The sequence below is a fragment of the Paenibacillus sp. FSL M7-0896 genome, from assembly GCF_037975415.1.
Classification (GTDB): Bacteria; Bacillota; Bacilli; order Paenibacillales; family Paenibacillaceae; genus Paenibacillus_AQ; species Paenibacillus_AQ silagei.
In genome coordinates, this window is the sequence record NZ_CP150250.1 from 6,652,029 (window position 1) to 6,671,076 (window position 19,048).

The 19,048-nt window shown below is 53.2% G+C and carries 17 protein-coding genes; 4 read left to right on the plus strand and 13 right to left on the minus strand.

Annotated features, from left to right (window positions below; genetic code table 11):
* Positions 1–15: 15 nt before the first annotated feature.
* On the minus strand, positions 16–951 hold the full coding sequence (locus MKY12_RS28825) for an ABC transporter ATP-binding protein (RefSeq protein ID WP_339251740.1): 936 nt from the start codon (positions 949–951) through the stop codon (positions 16–18).
* 194 nt (positions 952–1,145) lie between these two features.
* Here MKY12_RS28825 and MKY12_RS28830 point away from each other — a divergent pair, with 194 nt between their 5' ends.
* The 3 genes from MKY12_RS28830 (at position 1,146) to MKY12_RS28840 (ending at position 3,554) form a co-directional block, all read left to right on the plus strand.
* Complete coding sequence (locus tag MKY12_RS28830) at positions 1,146–2,309, plus strand: histidine kinase (protein ID WP_339311818.1); 1,164 nt, start codon at positions 1,146–1,148, stop codon at positions 2,307–2,309.
* Between the two features lie 157 nt (positions 2,310–2,466).
* Complete coding sequence (locus MKY12_RS28835) at positions 2,467–2,619, plus strand: hypothetical protein (RefSeq protein ID WP_339311820.1); 153 nt, start codon at positions 2,467–2,469, stop codon at positions 2,617–2,619.
* A 272-nt stretch (positions 2,620–2,891) separates the two neighbouring features.
* The gene (locus MKY12_RS28840) at positions 2,892–3,554 is read left to right on the plus strand and encodes a response regulator transcription factor (RefSeq protein ID WP_339311822.1); all 663 of its coding nucleotides are present in this window, start codon (positions 2,892–2,894) and stop codon (positions 3,552–3,554) included.
* A 768-nt stretch (positions 3,555–4,322) separates the two neighbouring features.
* Here MKY12_RS28840 and MKY12_RS28845 read toward each other — a convergent pair.
* The 5 genes from MKY12_RS28845 to ftsE form a co-directional block, all read right to left on the minus strand.
* Positions 4,323–5,669 (minus strand): PDZ domain-containing protein, encoded by a 1,347-nt coding sequence (locus MKY12_RS28845; protein WP_339251746.1) that lies wholly within the window; start codon positions 5,667–5,669, stop codon positions 4,323–4,325.
* A gap of 315 nt (positions 5,670–5,984) precedes the next feature.
* On the minus strand, positions 5,985–7,451 hold the full coding sequence (locus MKY12_RS28850) for a S41 family peptidase (protein ID WP_036721180.1): 1,467 nt from the start codon (positions 7,449–7,451) through the stop codon (positions 5,985–5,987).
* A gap of 143 nt (positions 7,452–7,594) precedes the next feature.
* On the minus strand, positions 7,595–8,911 hold the full coding sequence (locus MKY12_RS28855; RefSeq protein ID WP_339311824.1) for a peptidoglycan DD-metalloendopeptidase family protein: 1,317 nt from the start codon (positions 8,909–8,911) through the stop codon (positions 7,595–7,597).
* A gap of 43 nt (positions 8,912–8,954) precedes the next feature.
* Positions 8,955–9,869: a permease-like cell division protein FtsX gene (ftsX, locus tag MKY12_RS28860; RefSeq protein ID WP_036721183.1), complete on the minus strand. Its 915-nt coding sequence runs from the start codon at positions 9,867–9,869 to the stop codon at positions 8,955–8,957.
* Positions 9,859–10,545 carry a cell division ATP-binding protein FtsE gene (ftsE, locus tag MKY12_RS28865; protein ID WP_036721184.1) on the minus strand — a complete coding sequence of 229 codons (687 nt, stop codon included), beginning with the start codon at positions 10,543–10,545 and terminating at the stop codon, positions 9,859–9,861. The genes ftsX and ftsE overlap by 11 nt, the downstream gene beginning before the upstream one ends.
* A 190-nt stretch (positions 10,546–10,735) precedes the next feature.
* On the opposite strand from ftsE, the gene MKY12_RS28870 reads away from it, so the two are divergent.
* Positions 10,736–12,163, plus strand: a complete 1,428-nt coding sequence (locus MKY12_RS28870; RefSeq protein WP_339311826.1) for a VanW family protein — start codon at positions 10,736–10,738, stop codon at positions 12,161–12,163.
* Positions 12,164–12,284: 121 nt separating this feature from the next.
* Here MKY12_RS28870 and MKY12_RS28875 read toward each other — a convergent pair whose 3' ends face one another.
* From MKY12_RS28875 to MKY12_RS28905, 7 genes are all read right to left on the minus strand, one after another.
* Positions 12,285–12,890: a DL-endopeptidase inhibitor IseA family protein gene (locus MKY12_RS28875; RefSeq protein ID WP_339311827.1), complete on the minus strand. Its 606-nt coding sequence runs from the start codon at positions 12,888–12,890 to the stop codon at positions 12,285–12,287.
* 202 nt (positions 12,891–13,092) lie between these two features.
* A complete protein-coding gene (gene pilO, locus MKY12_RS28880) occupies positions 13,093–13,752 on the minus strand; it encodes a type 4a pilus biogenesis protein PilO (RefSeq protein ID WP_339311828.1) in 660 nt (219 codons plus the stop codon).
* Positions 13,739–15,361, minus strand: a complete 1,623-nt coding sequence (gene pilM / locus MKY12_RS28885; protein ID WP_339311829.1) for a pilus assembly protein PilM — start codon at positions 15,359–15,361, stop codon at positions 13,739–13,741. Before pilM ends, pilO begins: the two co-directional genes overlap by 14 nt.
* Positions 15,362–15,375: 14 nt before the next feature.
* Positions 15,376–16,125 carry a prepilin peptidase gene (locus tag MKY12_RS28890; RefSeq protein WP_339311831.1) on the minus strand — a complete coding sequence of 250 codons (750 nt, stop codon included), beginning with the start codon at positions 16,123–16,125 and terminating at the stop codon, positions 15,376–15,378.
* An 86-nt stretch (positions 16,126–16,211) separates the two neighbouring features.
* Complete coding sequence (locus MKY12_RS28895) at positions 16,212–16,670, minus strand: prepilin-type N-terminal cleavage/methylation domain-containing protein (RefSeq protein ID WP_339311833.1); 459 nt, start codon at positions 16,668–16,670, stop codon at positions 16,212–16,214.
* A gap of 122 nt (positions 16,671–16,792) precedes the next feature.
* Positions 16,793–17,998, minus strand: a complete 1,206-nt coding sequence (locus MKY12_RS28900; protein ID WP_339311835.1) for a type II secretion system F family protein — start codon at positions 17,996–17,998, stop codon at positions 16,793–16,795.
* On the minus strand, positions 17,985–19,046 hold the full coding sequence (locus MKY12_RS28905; protein WP_339311837.1) for a type IV pilus twitching motility protein PilT: 1,062 nt from the start codon (positions 19,044–19,046) through the stop codon (positions 17,985–17,987). Before MKY12_RS28905 ends, MKY12_RS28900 begins: the two co-directional genes overlap by 14 nt.
* Between the last annotated feature and the right edge of the window lie 2 nt (positions 19,047–19,048).

The following is a 19,048-nucleotide window of genomic DNA, read 5'->3' on the forward strand; positions in this document are numbered from 1 at the left end:
ACCTATCCCCCCTCTCTAATCCCGCAAGGTGCGGCCGGTCAGACTAAGGAACAAGGTCTCCAGATCCGGCTCTTCAATATTCAGGGAGGCAATGACCCCTTCGTGCTTGGAGAAAATAAACAGAATATCCTGGAGCGCACTTTGCGAGGAGGGAAGATACAGCTCTATCGCATCCTGCACCGCTTCTACCCGGTTGATCCGGGGATGCTGCCCCAGCTCGTTCACTAAGGCAGGGGTGATGCCCGCTGCCTTCACAACGATTTTCTCCTCGTGGGCCACCCGTTCGCGCAGCTCGTTCTCCGTACCGCAGGCAATAATATGCCCCTGGTCCATAATGGCCACCCGGTCACAGATCGCAGCGACCTCCTCCATATAATGGCTGGTGTAGATCACCGACGACCCCATCTTATTCAAAGCCTTCACGGATTCCAGAATATGATTGCGTGACTGCGGATCAATGCCGACCGTGGGTTCATCCATAATAATCAGGCGCGGCCGGTGCATGATGGCACAGGCGATATTCAGCCGTCTTTTCATCCCTCCCGAGAAGGTTGACGGTTTATCCCTCGCCCGGTCGCTTAGGCCGGTGAACTCCAGCGCCTCTTGGGTCCGCTCCTTCAGCAGTTGTCCGCGCAGCCCATAGAGTCTGCCGAAAAAGCTTACATTATCGCTTGCCGTCATATTCTCGTATAACGCCAGCTCCTGGGGCACAAGCCCGATGCGCTTCTTCACCTCAAGCGGCCGCTCCCGTACGGACAGCCCGTCGATAATAATATTGCCGCTGTCGGCTTGAAGCAGCCCGCAGATCATGCTGATGGTCGTGCTTTTCCCGGCACCGTTCGGGCCCAGCAGGCCGAAGATTTCACCCTCCTGTATATTGAAATTCACGTGATCCACAATCAGCTTACCGTCATATCTCTTCACAACATCGCTCAGTACTGCTAGTGCCATTGCCGATGCCCCCTGTTCCTTCATTCTCGTATTCTTATTGTACAGTAGGGCGGACACAGCCGAAGCTACTAAAGGTCATGATCCAGAGGTGACGAAAGTCATCTCCTGAAGGGCAGCACTCTTATGCTAAGATGGTTATACCTGAGAAGAATGTTGACCGATTAGGGATATTTTATCTAAAAGGATGAGCTTACTTGACCAGAGAACTGATTCTGCTGCGCTACAGCCTGCTTATAATCCCGGCGATCCTCTCCATTCAAGTCTATGAATTCGCGGACTATGACTGGTTCACTCTGCATTTCATGCTGCTGATGCTGCTGGTCACACTGGGTGCAAGGCAATCCAGGCCTCTCTACACTCTGACCGGAGGCATGGAGCTGATCCTCACCGCCTGGCTTTGTTACGAATACGGGCCTCTGATGGTTTTTCCGGCCTTGTCTGCGGTGATCTCCTATACCCGGCGGCAGCCCAAGAATACGGCCCTCACCTTCTTCTGTATTCATCTGGCCCTGCTGAATGCCGCCCTGCTTCATGGTGCTCCGGCAGTGCTTGTGTTCACGAACCTTACCTTCCTGCTCTGTGCCGGCTTGAATCTGCTGCTGCTCCGCACAGGGCGCGGGCGTGCCGATACCTTATTCCTCTATGATGAGCTGCGCAAAAAGCATTTCGAGCTGGAAGAGGCCCGCGCAAGGCTCCTCCAGTTCACCTCGCAAATAGAGGTGGCTACGCAGGCAGAAGAACGTGTGCGGATCGCCCGCCAGCTGCATGATGACATCGGCCACCGGCTGATCCGGGTCAAGATGATGACCGAAGCGGCCATCCACACCCTCCCTGCCGCACCGGAAACGGGACTGCAGATGATGAACCAGATCCGGGATCAGCTCTCGGGCAGTATGGACGATATGCGTGCGGCGCTGAAGCGGATTAACCCTGCTCCGCAGCTTGAAGGAGCCTATGCGCTGGACCGGCTGCTGGAAGAAGTGGGCCGCGATACAGGTATTGCCACCTCCTATATGGTGCAAGGGATTCCTTATCCGCTCTATCCGAGCCTTCAGGTTGTGCTGTACACCAATGCCCGGGAGGCCATCACCAATGCGCTGCGGCACGGGCAGGCCAGCTCCGTATGGGTGGAGGTCACCTATACGGAGCATGAGGTGCGGATGGAGACCGGCAATAACGGGAAGCTGCCCGAGGAGGAGGCTCTGTACAAGCTGCACCATACTGGCGGAATGGGCCTGAAAGGTATGCACGAACGCAGCGCCCTGATTGGCGGAACGCTGGAGCTGCGGCTGCAGCCGCAGTTCACGGTCATCACCCGGCTGCCCGTGTATCGGCAGCCGGAGGGATTGCTGCGCTGAATAGGTGCGGCAGGGGTGAGTGGGGGCAGGAGTGAGAGTGTGGGGCAAGGGTGAGAGTGAGGCTGTGGGAAGCTGGCTATAGCCATAGCGTACATATAACTGACGGGGAACTGATGGGAAGGCGGATCGAGATACAGGTGTTATATCCTAACAACTTGTGGATCTGGGGGGAACTGCTCCCTCTCTGGCAGAAGCAAGTGGAAAAACGTATCTTAATTTCACTGTTTCTGATGTTTCCAGGGTATTAGTTGGAAAAACAGCATCTACTGTCGATGATTTTTCTGCTGCGGGGCAGATTGGGAACAATTAAGTGTTGTTTGTCCAACTGTTGTCCCCAGAGAGGCCACTCGTTGATCAGCAAGTGCTCAAAATCCAACTATATTCCACCATCATAACATCGGCAGACGAGTCAGTTCTCCAACTATCCTTGGGCCATGAGCCTCAGCATCGGCCAGACTAACAGCTGTCCAACTGTAACCCACACCACAGCTTCCCCATATGCCACATCCCCCAACCACACACTCATCAACTTAGCCGGGGACGGGCAGCGGGAGTATATTCACAGATAAGAGGTGCAGATTCATGATTAGAGTATTGATTGTTGACGATGATTCTTTTATCCGCGAGAGCCTGAAGGTATTGATCGGGCTGGATGCCGGTATCGAGGTGGCCGGAACCGCAGGGGATGGCCGGGAGGCCCTCTCCTTGCTGGGGGAGCTGCCCGGCGGAGCGGATGTTGTACTCATGGATATCCGGATGCCGGGATGTGACGGGGTGGAAGGCACACGGATGATTAAAGAAGCCTACCCGGCCGTAGCCGTCCTGATGCTGACCACCTTCGATGATGACGAGTATATCATTGAGGCTCTGCGCGCCGGAGCCAGCGGATATCTGCTCAAGAACATCCCGCCGGACCGGATCATTCAAGGCATCAAGACCGTACATGAGGGCAATATGCTCATTCATCCCGAGATTGCCCGCAAGCTGGCGGGCTTCCTCCAGCCATCCGCGCGTCAGGAAGCTCCCGAGGCTCAGCCGCTTGCTTCCTATGGCCTGACGAGGTCCGAGCAGGCCGTAGTCACCTCCATCGCAGAGGGACTCACCAACAAGGAAATCGCCGCCAAGCTGTTCCTGAGCGAAGGCACCGTCAAAAACTATATCACCGACATCCTCAGCAAGCTCGGCGTACGTGACCGGACACAGATTGCGATTCTGTATCTGAAGAGTACGCAGGGGAACCATTGAGCCACAGACAAGCATATCCAGGATAAGGCACTGAATCCTAACAGGTGATAGACGCTTGTGCCTTATCGCTTTCTGTTAACAAACATCCAGCCCATATGCCTTTTTGGCCACACCCTGTAGCCGGTTTTCGTATACGTTCTGAAGTGCCTCTTCCTTTCATGGTGGCGCTCCGCCTATCTCTCGCCAATTCTAAGAGTTTCCTCTCACGGATCGCTTGTATGAATCGCATTGTTGCACATTTTGCAGGATTCTTCTAAAAATGTTACGGGCTACGGTACATTGTTGCATCATTTGCAGGAATTCCAGTGCTTAGCGCAACTTATCGCTGGATTTGTTGCATTTGATGCAGAATTTCAGCATAGGTCGCTTCTATTGGGCAGTATTCCTGCATTTCTTGCAGGATTTCTCTAAAATGTTACGGGCTGCGGAGCATGGGGCCCCCTCTTCGCAGCAGCACCGATTGTGTTCGGTTTAATACGAAAATAAAAGTCGGGATGCGACTGATGCACCCGACTTATTTTCATTCCTGGGGGTGACAAGGCCTCTGTCTTGTCATGCCTGTTTTTCGCAACCATGAGGTCCACAAGCCCCCATGGTTACGCATTGCGATTGTATTCGGTTTGTCGCATACATTCCAGGTGCCTCACATCACTTCCTTATCAAATATAAAAGGCCCATTCCCCCTGAACTTAGTTCAGAAAGAACGGGCCTCTTTAAGCTTCCGTACCAGCAGCCGCTGGGGGAACCAATTACGTTGATAATCATCCGTCAGACGCCGGCAGATTCCTGTTTGGCCTCTGCCGGCGGCGTCTGTTTGGCCTCCGCAGGCGGCGTCTTCTTCGCCCGGCCCAGCCGGTCGCCCTGCACTCCCCTCTGCCGGATGCCTGTCCGCATCCCGATGATGCTGAAGATACTGGACGGCTTGGTCTCTGCGGTGATGCCCCCGTCCGGGTCCGGCACCAGAATGATGCCGAGCTGATGATGGTCCCCCGCATAGATCGCGCGCTGCAGATACTTGCTTTCGCCTTCGCGGTTCTGCACCTCCAGCTTGCAGAACGCGGGGTTCATGCGCAGCGCCTCATGCAGCTGCGCCGCGCTGGTCAACAGGACCCCGTTGACCTTCAGCAAGATCTCGCCGGGCAGGATGCCCAGCTCCTGCGCGGGGCTGCCCTGTAGCACGGCCAGCACCTTGCGGCCGGCCGGGGGATGCACGAAGATGGGGCTAAGGCTGCGCTCCTCCAGAGCGCTGTACCAGCTTAACCCTTCGTGCAGCAGAATGGCCGCGAGCGCCGCGACAACCGTCAGCGGGCTCCATAGGTCCGCAAGCAGGCTGAGACCGAGCAGGACGGCGCTGTAAATCAGCAGCCGTCCGAACGTCCGGGCCGCCTTGCGTCCGGGCAGCATGCCCTGGGTCATCTCGCTGAAGCCGATGATGACCGGCAGCGAGACCAGGCCGAGGCCCCCGCCCAGCAGCGGATGCCACGGCAGCTCACCGATTCCCGTGCCTGCGGGAATCAGCACGAACAGCGGCAGCGGCCAGAAGGCCTGCAGCTGGTAGCCGCCCACCACCTTGCCGCGCTTGCCGGCAAGGAACAACGGCGTCGCCAGCCGTGGCCCCTGCCAGCGCGCCAGCAGCGCCTCGGCCACGTGAAGCAGCGCGGCCAGCACCAGCAGCGCCGGGATGTCCATCTCCCGCACGGCACCGGCAACCGTTCCGGCGGCTCCGCTCTGCAGCGTCCCCGGGAAGAACGACAGTACAAACTGCACGATTCCCAGCACGCCTATGGCATACGCAAAGCATAAGTAACGCACCCGAAAGAGCATTAAGATAAGGCTGACTACCCAGATACAGGCAACAGCCATATAGGTCACTGATACTCCCAGTGCAACGGCGGCAAGGGAGACCACCAGTCCCATGAGTCCACCAGTCCACACGGTCCGCCAGGTTTCCGGTCCCCAGCTATGCAGCTTCACATGAATAAGCTTCCGCTCCAGGGCTACCTGTCTGCGGTAATATAGGGCAATAAATAGAATAGCGATATAGTAATAGGGCTGAATCAGCAGATGAAGGACTGCTGTGCCCCAGCTGGTCAGCAGCTCCGGGAGTACATTCAACGGTTCGCACACTCCTTTTCATAGCCTATAGCAAATAGGGATTATCTGCACGCCAGCACAATGTATGCTGTTTTTCACATACATTTGGCCCATACGCCTGCACGTCAGCACAATGTATGCTGTTTTTCACATACATTTGGCCCATGCGCCTGCACGTCAGCACAATATATGCTGTTTTTCACATACATCTGGCCCATACGCCTGCAAGCCAGCATAATGTATGCTGTTTTTCACATACATTCGGGCCACAATTAAAAACAGAATTAAATGATAATATCCCATTCAAAGAAAAAAAGAAGGCTGAAATCAGCCCTCTTACTTGTTCGACGCCGCAGCCTTGATTTCCTTCTGAATTTCTTCGATCCCCTTATTCCGCTGATTGTCATTCACCGGATCCTGGATGACCTTGATCAGCGCCAGCTCCAGCGCTTCCGCGGTCTTGGCATCAATCGAGCCTGTCGATTTCAGCTTGGCTGCGCTCTGGAATTTCTTGACCGCTTCTTTGGTCCCGGCATCGAAATAGCCGTCCTTACGGCCCGGCTTGTAGCCTAGCCCATCCAGCATCGTCTGTGCACTTTTGACATCTGCATTGTTCATATTATATTGCAGCGTAACGCTCTTGTTAATCGGCGCCACCGAGAAGTAATCCGGCTGGGCTACGGCTATATCCGGCTTAATGCCCTTGCCGTGAATCCAGGTGCCGTCTGGCGTCAGCCACTTGGCAATCGTAATCTTCAGCAGGCTTCCGTCACCGAGCTGCTCCTCGAAGCTGGTCTGCACGGTGCCTTTACCGAACGAATTCTCCCCGATCAGCTTGGCTCCGGCAGATTGCTGCAGGGCTCCGGCCATGATCTCCGAAGCGCTCGCGCTGCCCTTGTTCATCAGCACGACTACCGGATACTTCTTGCTTGATCCCTTCGAGGTGCTGATCTCGCGCCGCTTGTTCTTATCCTCCACCTGTACGATGGCTTTGCCGGAAGGAACGAACTGCTCAACCATCTCAATGACGACCGGCAGCACACCGCCCGGGTCATTGCGGACATCAATAACGAGTCCCTTCATGCCCTGCTTTTCCAGCTTCGTCAGCTCTTCCTTGAACCGCTCCGAGGTGTTCTGTGAGAACTGCGTAACCTCGATCACACCGACATGCTCCTTCTCCATCTTCGCATAGACCGTCTCCAGTCTGACATCATCACGGGTGATGACGAATTGCAGCGGCTCTGCTGTTCCGGTCCGCTGGACCTTCAGGGTCGCCTTGCTGCCCTTGGGACCGCGTATTTTGGCTACAGCCGCATTCAGCTCCAGCCCTTCCAGCGATTCACCATTAACGGAGAGGATCACATCCTTGGCTTGAATACCGGCCTTCTCTGCCGGTGAGCCCTTGATAGGGGAGACTACAACGACCTTACCGTTGTCGGAGGAGACTTCAGCGCCAATCCCCGAGAAGGAGCCTTCAATGCTCTCCTCGAACCGCTGTGCCGTCTCCTTGCCCATGTAGTTCGAATACGGGTCGCCCAGTGCTTCCATCATTCCGTTGACCGCACCGTCAATCAGCTTCTCCCGGTCGACCTTCTCATAATAATTGCTCTCGATCAGGCTAAGAGCGGTACCCAGCTTCTTCGATTCCTTCTCCTGTAGTCCGGCAGTCTGCAAGACCGTTGCCAGCCCTTCACCTGCGGCTTGTCCGAATACCTGTACATAACCGGTCACGCCCAGGGTCAGCAGACTGCCGCACAGCAGTGCCGCGACAATCATAAAGGCCGCAGTGCTTTTCTTTAACATGATGTTCCCACCGTCCCTTCTTGTCCATCTTAACACCAGCATGGGTCCGTTCCATGAGAAACGGCATCTCTTCCAGTATATGCCGCAGCATGAAAATATATTTATCAGTTCAACCAAACTTATAATTCATCCGCTCAGTCCACTTACAGATAAGGCATAGGATTCACCGGTTTCCCGTTGATCCGCACTTCAAAATGCAGATGCGGGCCGGTGGAACGTCCCGTTGAACCGGATTCGGCGATCGTCTGTCCGCGCTCCACCCGTTGTCCCTGGCTCACCTTGATACCGCCCTCGCGGATGTGTCCGTACAGCGTCCATACCCCGCCGCCATGATCAATAATGACACAGTATCCGTAACCGCTATACCACTGCGCTAACACAACTGTACCGGAATCCGCCGCATGGATACTCGTACCCTGCGGCACGGCAAAGTCTATACCGGTATGCAGCTTGCCGACTTCATGCGTCACCGGATGGGTCCGGTAGCCAAAAGGAGAAGAGATCCGCGCGTAACCCACCGGCCGCAGGTAAGGACCGTCTCCGCCCGAATAATCTTCTGCGCTCGCAACGGAGGAGCTGTCGCCGCCGGAAGACTTGGGGGCCTTCGCCTTCTCCGCCGCCTTGGCTGCGGCTAATGCCGCCCGGCGCTGCGCCTCAGCCTTCGCGGCTGCCGCTCTGCGCGCTGCTTCCTCCGCCTTAATCTTGTCCTTCTGCGCTTCCAGCGCAGAGCGGCTGCTGGCCAGCTCTACCAGCTTGGCATCCTGCTCAGCAGAGATGACCTCCGAATTCTCAATCTCCTCATCATAATAAGCGATGAGCTCCTGCTTCTCCGCTTCCTTCTCCTTCAGCATACTGCGCTGGGCTTCCAGATCGGTATACAGCTGCTTCGCTGTTGCATATTGCCCTTCCAGCTCCTGCTTCTTGGCAATCACCGTCTGCTTGTCCAGCTTATGCTGCACCAGCAGATCCTGATCCTGATCCACGATCATCTTCAGGGAATCGGCCCGGTCCAGGAAGTCAGAGAAGCTGGTCGAGGATAGCAGTACATCCAGATAGGAGACTGCGCCATCCGTGTACATAAGACGGACACGGGATTCCAGCAGTTTTTCGCGGGAGGCCACGCGCGCCTCAGCATCATCCAGCTCCGTTGCTGTCACGGTAAGCGACTTCTCCGTACTGGCAATTTTGCCGGATATCGTGGTCATCTCACCCTTCACCTGGGCAATCTGCCCCAGCACATAGTCCAGATTCAGCGTGGTCTTATTCTTATAGTGCTTAGCCTCCTGATTACGGGAGTCCGCCTTCTCCTGCGCCGCCTTGGCCGCCTGGACCTCCTGCTGCAGCTGCTTCAGCTGCTTATCGATTTCGGCAACGCTTGTTTTCTTCGCATACCCGTCAGAGGGCCCGAACATTGTGACAGCCAGCAATATTACGGCCATTCCGGCAGCAATTCTTTTCAACTTGCACTCTCCGTCCTTTGTTCAATAATGTGAATAATACAGGCTATACCTTCAAGAACTTGCGGATCGACACCGTGCTGCCCCATACGCCAATCAGCACCCCGAGGCCCACCAGCAGCCCGCATAGCAGCAACCAGATATCCTCGAATGGAATCAACTGCAGTCCCAGCATCGGATCTCCCTTCACGGAAGCCACCAGACTGCTGTAACCGGCGTAGAGCGCGCCCGAGGTTACCACTGAACCAATCAATCCGATCAGAGCACCTTCGATAAAGAAGGGCCAGCGGATGAAATAATTCGTTGCTCCCACGAGCTTCATAATGCCGATTTCCTTGCGGCGGGCGAGGATCGTTACCCGGATAGTATTCGAGATCAGGAACATCGACATCAGCGCCAGTCCTGCTACAAAAATAAACCCGATATTCCGCACCGCCTTGGTCACCTTGAATAAAGTCTCCACAGAGCCTTTACCGTAGTTCACCTTGTAGATCGGCTGCTCTTCATGCGTCTTGTTCAGTGCTTCTATCTTCTCCGCTACAAACGGAACCGTGGTCGGCTCAATCACTTCAACGAGCAGCTTGTCCGGCAGCGGATTATTGTCTTCATCGAAGCCTTCCAGGAGCTCGGCGGCATCCGGCCCCATATCTTCACGAAATTCCTTCAAGCCCTGTTCTTTGGAGACGAACTCCACCTTGCTGACTTCCGGCATATTGCCGATTTCGTTTTCCAGCTTCTCCCGCATCTTCTGGTCCGTATTGAGCGTCAGATGTACATTGATCTGCACCTGGCTGTCTGCTTTGTCCGCAATTTGATTGACGTTAAGCACCAGCAGGATGAACACTCCGAGTACGAAGAGAGAGACAACGATGGAAGTGATGGACGCCACCGACATCCAGCCGTTGCGGAATACGTTTTTGAAGCCTTCCCGCAAATGCCGCAAGAAGGTTTTAAAACTCATAACCGTATTCCCCTCTCAATTGGTCTCTGACGATCGTTCCATTCTCAATCGCTAGCACCCGTTTGCGCATTTTGTTCACAATATCCCGGTTGTGGGTCGCCATAACGATCGTGGTACCGCGAAAATTAATCTCATCCAGCAGCTGCATAATGCCCCACGAGGTCTCCGGGTCCAGATTGCCGGTAGGCTCGTCCGCAATAATAACGGAAGGGTTGTTGACGATGGCTCTGGCAATCGCGATACGCTGCTGCTCCCCCCCTGAGAGCTGTGAGGGCTCACGCCCCGCCTTGCTGCGCAGTCCCACCAGATCGAGCACTTCATTCACACGCTTCTTGATAATCTTCTTCGGCGCCTCAATAACATCCATCGCAAAAGCCACATTCTCATACGCCGTCATCTTCGGCAGCAGCCGGAAATCCTGAAAGACCACACCGATATTGCGGCGCACATAAGGGATCTTACGGGGCTTCAGCTTGCCGATATTGAACCCGCCTACAGAGATCTGTCCTTTGGTCGGCGTTTCTTCTCTATAAATTAATTTCATGAACGTTGATTTCCCTGCGCCGGACGGTCCGACAATGTAGACGAACTCATTGCGGTCGATTTTGACCGATATTCCCTGCAATGCATGGGTCCCGTTAGCATAGGTCTTCCATACATCCTGCATCTCAATCATTTTCTCACTTCCCGATTCTGACATCTTCCGCCGGGCCACCGGGCCGGGGGAGCTTCCATAAACTGCATGATTATCGCAGGCGTATCTATTGTAACAAATCCATAACCCCTTGAGTACCCGAAAGTTTTACCGAATCCTTACATATACATAAAAACATCAGGTTTCGCCCCCATAGAAGGAGAGATTATTTATGAAAAAAATACACGCCGCTCTCATCGCGGGTTTCGGTCTGATGCTGGCCGGTTCGCTGGCTGCCGGTGGACTTCATCTATACGGCACCCAGCCTACTCTGCCCGCAAACACCGTTATCGCTGGCTGGGAGGTTGGCGGAATGAACATCGCTGACGTAACGGCCGGAATGGATGCAAGACTTCAGGCGCTGGAAGCTACTCCACTCATGCTGAAGGCAAAAAATAATGCCGGACTCCAGGTTACCCTTAAGCAGGCAGGTGTGACCTATGAAGCCGGGGACTTCCTCCAGGCGCTGAAGACGCTGTCGGACGGCACGCTGATGGAGCGGGTACAAGCCCGGCGCAGCTGGTCCGGCAGCTGGAATATGGAGATTCAGCTGCAGACTGCGCAGCTCAGAAGTCTTTTGAATCCCGAATGGGAAAAAGCCTCCTTCGGCGTTCCGGTCGATGCGGTCCGGCGGATCACCGGAGATGACCGGGTCGTATATACGCCGGGCACCTCCTCCTACGAGGTGGACTGGCAGACGCTAGAGCTTGCGATGCAGGCGGCGGTACCCACCCGGTTGGCCGCTGACGGCACACTTCAGGATCAGCAGATTCAGCTGGAGGTTCCCCTTGCCGTCAAGCAGCCGAAGATCACGCTACAGGCGCTCAAGGATCAGGGCATCGATCGCAAAATCGTCCAGTTCAGCACCTCCCTCGGGGCCAGCGGCCCCGGGCGCAGCTTCAATGTGGAGGCGGCCGCCAAAGCTGTAAACGGCACGGTGCTGCCGCCGAATGCGGTTTTTGATTACGGAAAAGCAATCCAAAAGGCCCAGACCGAATACGGCTTCCGCGAAGCCCCGGTCATCGTGAACGGCAAGCTCCAGCCCGGCACGGGCGGGGGGATCTGCCAGGTCTCCAGCACCCTGTATAATGCCGCGCTCCGCTCCGGGCTGGAGATCGTAGAACGGCGCAACCACTCGCTTCCGGTCAGCTATCTGCCCAAGGGGCAGGACGCCACTTTTGCCGAGGGGTATATTAATTTCCGCTTCCGCAACAACACCGGCAAATACTTGATCATCAAATCCGAAGTCCAGGGGCGCACGCTGACCATCAAGCTGTTCGGCACATTCCCGAAGAACGTCACCTATTCCGTTGAATCCAGAACCGTCGAGGTGCTGCCCCCCACGGATAAATATGTGAGCGATGCCTCGCTCCCCAAGGGCGGAACCCGGGTACTGCTTGCCGGCAAAACCGGCTATGTAGTTGAAACTTACATTACCCGCCACGTAGATGGTAAAGCCGTAGAAAGAAATCTGCTCTCCCGCGATACCTATTACGCCCAGAAACGTGTCATTGCCATCAACCGCGGCGGAATGAGCAAATCCGATCAGCCCGAATCCCCGCGCAGACAGCTAGTCGAGGATGGTGTGAAGGTGCGGTAACGTCCGGTTCGCCGAAGCATCTGAAGTGTGTATAGCAAGCAGAAACGGCTGTGCCCTCCTTGTGACAAGGTCGGCACAGCCGTTATTTTATGAAGCGCTAGACAGAGTCTGAAGCCGCTGCTTAGAAAAGAGTATCTGGCGACATATCAATTCTCCAGTAACCGTTAACCTTCTTCAGCTTCACTGTAACTACTTCGGAAGACCCGTTCGCTCCTTCCGCAGGTACAGTCAGCTCGAACACTGCCGCCTGCGCAGTCTTGGAGACCATCCGGGCAGTCGCTCTAGTGAAATCCAGCGAGTTGCCCAGATCGGAATTGACCTGCGCCATTCGGCCCTCATGCTCCAGGAACTGTGTCTGTGCGTAGAAGACCGCCGCATTATGCGTGAATCCCTTCTTGATGTAGCTCAACAGTTGCTGCTTCGAGCCCAGATCACTGGACAGATAGCGGTACTCCTGTGCTTTATAAGTGAACAGCTCCGGGCTGAATACATTGCCTCCCCGGCTGGCATACGTATATAGCTTTTTGGCATGAACCACCAGCGGAACAACACTCCGTTCAGTGAGATTGTTAATGGTAGCCGGCCCTTCCTTGCCCGGTGCAGACGCCGCAACCGTTCTTACGCCCTCAATACTTGCCACCGGTGAAGCCGCAAGCGCTCCGCCCCCTGCAGAGACAAGACCCAGTGATAATGCCAGTGAACCGATCATCCATTTTTTGTTCTTCATCTTGAACGCCTCCTCGTATTCCTGTGTGGTAGCCTGAAGCGTACTTCAGACTAAGCTGCTGCGATAAGTACTGTATAACATTACAATAGCCCGTAAGCTGTAATACCCAAACCACCCGGGGGTATAAACGGGTAATGGGGGAAAAGCGTAAAAAAACTCCGTTCCCGATAAAGAGGAAGCGGAGCTGCTTATAGATTAACGGCTAATTATTTGCGCTCATCGAGATTGGAGCAGGATTCACATCAGCAGCTGTTGGAGCTTCACCTTCCGCATTCTCGGCATCCGCGAAGTAGGCTGTAAACGAGACATTCGCCGTGATAATACTGGAAGTTCCTCCTGCACCCCCGCCGTCCGAGGACCGCTGAAAGGTTAATGTATCGACATTCACTATGCGGGGCAGCTGTTGCAGTGCACTCAGCCAATTACTGATACTAGAATAATCCCCCTCGACTACAGCCGTCATAGTAAGCGGCTTGACCGTAGGATAAACCGCCGTACCTGAACCTGTCATTGCCTGAATCGGATTCTCTGGGCCTATACTGAAATTGACATCCTTTAGCTTCGCCCCGGATACTGATCCGATAGAGCGCAGATCCAGAATCATTTGCTCACTGTTGTCACCTTTCGGAAGCTGGGTGAGCAGTGCAGCCTCTTCGGCTTGCTGTGAGGTGTCGTTCTTGCGTTCATCAATTTTGCGCTCAAGCAGGCTATTCTGTTCATTCAACTGGCTCAGCTCAGATTCCTGATCTTTGACAGTTCGGCTGGTAGGCTGTAGACCAAGCATGAAGAAGGCGAATAGCAACAAAAACAGGATAAGCACGCCCAATGTAATAGGTGACCTGTATTTATTAATTTGTTCCATTGCCATCCCCCTCCCCTGACGCTGCCTGTTGGTCTATTCCAGCTGCTGTATTATCAGCCTTCGTTTTTAGTAAGCTCACATGATAAACCGCAGTATACGCACCATATCCTGAGACCGAACCGGACTGTACGGTGGTATCTCCTTCGGTCAGCTTCTGAATTTCGGCTCCCTTGGTGAAAGACATTTTGCGCAGATTGGCCAAATAAATCGAGGAAGCTTCCATACTCGGCACTCTTAACGTGAGATCGATGGAATCATGATACGTATAGTTTATACTTCGCAGCAAGCTATCCTGCGGCAACCCCGCGGATAGCTCATTCAATACAGGTACAATAATTGTCCTATATGCGAGAATTTCATCCACTGCAGCTTTTCTATTCAGAATCCCGGAACTTCCATTGATCTTGGCGAGTTCGCTTTGAAGCATCAGTGAGCGGTCCTGGGCACCCTGGATTTGTTGCTCGTTCTCTGCGATCTGCCCTTTATTCGTTGCAAAGAATATACCGACCCCTACCGCACCAATCAGCCATATTCCAACAAGAGCGACAGCAACATATGGGAAAAGCAAGGCCTCACGGTCTTCCCGCGGCAGCAGGTTAACGGCAAGGGTATTACTATCCTGCAGGGCTGCCCCGGCAGCTACACGATAATCATTCAACTCCAGATCAGGAGTACTGTCACCCATGACATCTTCCAGTCCGATCGTTGCTACCTCAAGCTCCGTCAAGGATTGATGCAGCTCCTCAAGCAGCTGGTTGCGAATCTGAAGGGGGCCTGTAATCAGGACGCTTTGAATTCTTGTGCTTCCGTCATGAAGACTGTATTGATAAAAGTTCAGCATGCGCGATATTTCAGCGGTAATCTCCAGCATCCGCCCAGGCGCAAGTAAGCCACCGGCCAGACTAGTCGACGTAGCCGCAGCTTCTCTGACATAGTCTATCCCAGCTTGTGTAGAGGGCTGTACGCCGCTGTTCAAATCCATTTGATTAATGGTTCGGATAAACACTGGATTACCACTACGGAACATATATACGTCAAGGACATTCTGCTCGATGTTAATAAGCATCGTATCCTCAAACTCTGCCTTCCGGCCAATAGTCAAGCTACGGGCAAGTGCAGTTGCTGCAATCTCCACAGTGCCTACGCGCAGACCCGCTCCTTCAAGCACATCAATATAATCTTGGATCGGCTTCCGGGGGGCAGCGAACACCAAGAGATGACTGTTCTCCTCATCCACATCAATCGTGACATAATCATAAACAGGGCTTTCAAAGGGCAGATGCATCCCCGTCTCTACTTCCAGCTTCACAAGCTGCTCTACTTGCTTCGAATTGGTGCTGGGAATACTCATTTTACGGATGATGATCTGCGATGGCGGAATCGACAGCGAGACCCGTTTACCGCGCAGTCTCTCAACCTTTACCCAGTGCTTGACAGTTTCCAAGAGAGCTTCACTATCGGCTACCTGATTCTCAACAATTAATCCTGGCGGGAGCGGAAGATAGCGCTTTTTGCGTACTTCCCATAACTTTTTGTTCTTAAAGCTGATATAGCGGATTCCCGTCTGCTCAATCGCAAGACCAGCCACCGGATTCTGAAGTCCAAGCATAAGCCATAAGCCTCCTAATGAATAAGCGAGAGATACCCGCCGATAATCTCTGAACCATAACCGTAAGCAAGTAATGCACCTAGAGCAAGCCAAGGACCAAAGGGAACGGGCTGACCGCGCTTAACGATACCTGCCAATTGGAGTGTACCGCCAACCAGTGTACCTAATAGACATGCTGCGAAGAAGGCAAGCAGCACATTAGGGAACCTTATGACCAGTCCCAGCAAGGCGAACAGCTTGAAATCCCCCATCCCCATTCCGCCGAACCAGGCAAAAGGTAGAATGATCGCTCCACCTACAGCAGCACCTAGAAGAGATAACCATAAAGGTCCTTCAACATTCAACAGAGTTAGCACTAGCAGGAATGGCGTGAAAAACAGCAGGATTTTATTCGGTATCAGCATATATTTGAGATCAGCCACCGTTACAATAACAGCCATACTCGACAATACAATCGCCGTTACACCTCTAACGGTTACGCCGAACTCCAGATAGGACCATAAGAACAGCAGTCCAGTCGCAAGCTCGCCTAACGGGTACAGCATGGATACTTTGGCACCGCAATGCCTGCATTTACCACCGCTGGCCATCCAGCTGAGTACCGGCACCAAATCCCGCGGCTTCAGGCGCGTTCCACAACCGGTGCAGTGCGAGGGAGGATGAGTGAGAGATTCTCCCGCTGGCACGCGCAGAGCGACAACGTTAAAGAAGGAGCCTAATATTAGCCCCAGCAGCGTGATGTAAACAGCTATAACGATGGTCATAGTCCATTCCTTTTATTTATGGGATTTGTTAAAAAAGGAATCGGAATGATCCGATTCCTAGATAAAACAGTATTTTCATAGTTAAATTATTTTGTAGCACTTAGTACTTGTTTGGCACTAAAAGGAACTGCTTTGGAATCGACAGTAAACGAAACTGCATCTTTCTTGTCTGTTGCGGTATCCTCTAATTGACCTTTAGCGTTAAAATGAATTTCCCCTTCGCTAATTTCCTTTTTTGAACTCGGAAGTGCGAGCGGTGTATCAAGATATCCTCCAGTTTGCAAGTCTGATACTTTAACGGTTCCAGCCGTTTTAAAATCCCCATCTTTCGTGTCGATAATATATAATCTGGCAGCTTCATAGACTTGACGAGCAGTTGCTACGTCTGCACTGTCTTTAGACTTGCCGATAACATTTCCAATCAAAGGAATCGCAATAACCGCAATAATCCCCAGGATAACGATAACTGCCAGTAACTCGATCAGCGTAAAGCCCTTCTGGCCTTCCTCTTTACTCAATCTCTTCTTGATTGCATTTGCTAACATTTGATTTCCTCCTAAAATATAATTTTAAAGGTCTGGATGAGTGCTTGATTCTTTGTATCTGCATTCGTCAGTACGAAGGCTATCTGCCCCCGCCCGGCGTCACCCCTCTCAAAGATGTCTCATCACATATTGCTATAGATACTGAACATTGGCAGCATAATGGCTGCTACGATCACACCGACTACTCCCGCCAGGAAAGCTATCAATAACGGCTCAAGCAAAGACTTCAGCCGGTCAACAGTGTTTTCCACATCCATCTCATAGAAATCTGCTATTTTGGACAACATCTGGTCGAGCGCACCCGTCTCTTCACCTATGGCGATCATCTGTGTAACCAGCGGCGGAAAGACCCAGGCTTTTTTCAAAGGTTCCGACAGAGGCTTTCCTTGTCTGAGTGAGTCCCCTGCGCTGCGAATGTATTTTCCAATCACCTTGTTGCCCGCAATTTCTTCAACAATCGCCAGCGATTGCAGAATCGGCACTGAACTGGCATATAGCGAGGAGAAGGTTCTGGTGAACTGCGCAATAGAGCCCTTCTGATTAAGTTTCCCGAACACAGGCACCTTCAGCTTGGCATAATCCAATGCGTAGGCCCCCTTCTCTGTACGCTTCGTTATTTGAAAGGCTACTATGATCACAATCAGACCTATCAGCCAAAAATACCATTGCCCTTGTATACTCTTGCTAAGCACAAGTACTATCTTGGTAATATCAGGAAGCTCTGCATTCATCGACTCAAACATAGTTACGAACTGCGGAACGATAGCCCACAGCAGATAGATAACAGCAGCCACCGCCATAACGCCAACGGTGATCGGATACATCAGCGCAGATTTAATTTTCTCAGTGGTGGTATGCTGTTTCTCAAAATACATCGCCAGCCGTTCCAACGTTCCTTCAAGGTCCCCGGTTTCCTCACCCGCCCTTACCATACTCACGAACAAATGCGGAAATATCTTTTTGTGATCCTGTATGGCTTGTGAGAACGCTATTCCCCGCAAAAGGCTCGAACTGACGTCCTGCAGCGCTTTAGCCAGCGGCTTGCTGTCTGTCTGCTCCGCCAAAATTCGGGTCGCATCTACGATAGACACACCTGCACGGATTAACGTAGCGAACTGGCGGCAGTAAATAATGAAATGAATGGTTTTCACCGGATTACCGATATAAATCTCCATCGACAGGATAGAGTTTTTCTGCTCATTCAGTGAGAAAACAGTAAGTCCCCGCTTGCGGAGTTCCTCCATGGCAATGGACTTATCTTGTGCCGTAAGCTTACCTTTGAGCTGTTTGCCCGCCGGAGTCTTAACCTGATATTCAAATTGAGGCATCGGAATTCACCCCCGCAAGATAGGTTTTAGCTGCCGATGTGTCAATTAGCCCTCTAGCCAGACATTCACGGATGTTCATCTCCAGCGTATGCATCCCCTGGGCCTTACCCGTCTGCATGATATTCTTGATCTGATGTGTCTTCTCGCTCCGTATCATATTCCCGACTGCGGGCGTATTAATCAGAATCTCAGTTGCACTGATTCGCCCCTGACCTTGAGAGCGGGGGAACAAGCGCTGTGAGATTACTGCCAGCAATACAGAAGCCAGTTGCAAGCGGATTTGGTTCTGCTGATGTCCGGGAAAGGCATCGATAATCCGGTCAATTGTCTGTGGTGCATCTGAGGTGTGCAGGGTTGCCATGACCAGGTGGCCGGTTTCAGCTGCGGTTACCGCTGCTGATATCGTCTCCAAGTCGCGCATTTCTCCAAGAAGTATGACATCGGGATCTTGCCGGAGTACCGCCCTAAGGCCAGTTGGAAAGCTGGCCGTATCGCTTCCAATCTCTCTCTGATCGATAATGCAAGTCCCATGGCTATGTAAAAATTCAATCGGATCTTCCAGCGTAACAATATGTTTCCGTTCACGGCTGTTAATATGATGGATCATTGCCGCTAATGTGGATGACTTGCCGCTCCCTGTCGGACCTGTTACCAGAATCAGCCCCTGCGGCTTCAGCGCCAGTGATGAAAGTATCGGCGGAAGCGCCAGCTTCTCCAGGGTCGGAATGTCAGCCGGAATACTCCGGGCAGCAATACTGATTCCCCCTCGCTGCCGATATACGTTCACGCGGAACCGGACTCCGCCTTCCAGCGGGTAAGAGAAATCATACTCACCCGCCACCCGGAATTCAGATTCTCTCTCGGGACCAAGCAGGTCAAGGGCCATCTGTTCAGCCTCACCAGGACCAATGAATCCTCCCTCCACATTCTCAAGTCGACCGTCAATCCGCAGCACGGGAGGTGAGCCCACGGAGATATGCAAATCAGACGCCCTGGAGGAGTGAGCCAAGTGCAGAAGCTGTATAATCGTTCTAGTTGAAACTGGCAATA

What these genes read in the sequence shown, in the direction of transcription:
- MKY12_RS28840 (WP_339311822.1), top strand. Translation starts at nt 2,892, where the DNA reads ATGATTAGAGTATTGATTGTTGACGATGATTCTTTTATCCGCGAGAGC.
- MKY12_RS28870 (WP_339311826.1), top strand. Translation starts at nt 10,736, where the DNA reads ATGAAAAAAATACACGCCGCTCTCATCGCGGGTTTCGGTCTGATGCTG.
- MKY12_RS28900 (WP_339311835.1), bottom strand. Translation starts at nt 17,998, where the DNA reads ATGCCTCAATTTGAATATCAGGTTAAGACTCCGGCGGGCAAACAGCTC.
- MKY12_RS28825 (WP_339251740.1), bottom strand. Translation starts at nt 951, where the DNA reads ATGGCACTAGCAGTACTGAGCGATGTTGTGAAGAGATATGACGGTAAG.
- MKY12_RS28895 (WP_339311833.1), bottom strand. Translation starts at nt 16,670, where the DNA reads ATGTTAGCAAATGCAATCAAGAAGAGATTGAGTAAAGAGGAAGGCCAG.
- MKY12_RS28850 (WP_036721180.1), bottom strand. Translation starts at nt 7,451, where the DNA reads ATGTTAAAGAAAAGCACTGCGGCCTTTATGATTGTCGCGGCACTGCTG.
- MKY12_RS28890 (WP_339311831.1), bottom strand. Translation starts at nt 16,125, where the DNA reads ATGACCATCGTTATAGCTGTTTACATCACGCTGCTGGGGCTAATATTA.
- pilO (WP_339311828.1), bottom strand. Translation starts at nt 13,752, where the DNA reads ATGGAACAAATTAATAAATACAGGTCACCTATTACATTGGGCGTGCTT.
- ftsX (WP_036721183.1), bottom strand. Translation starts at nt 9,869, where the DNA reads ATGAGTTTTAAAACCTTCTTGCGGCATTTGCGGGAAGGCTTCAAAAAC.
- pilM (WP_339311829.1), bottom strand. Translation starts at nt 15,361, where the DNA reads ATGCTTGGACTTCAGAATCCGGTGGCTGGTCTTGCGATTGAGCAGACG.
- MKY12_RS28875 (WP_339311827.1), bottom strand. Translation starts at nt 12,890, where the DNA reads ATGAAGAACAAAAAATGGATGATCGGTTCACTGGCATTATCACTGGGT.
- ftsE (WP_036721184.1), bottom strand. Translation starts at nt 10,545, where the DNA reads ATGATTGAGATGCAGGATGTATGGAAGACCTATGCTAACGGGACCCAT.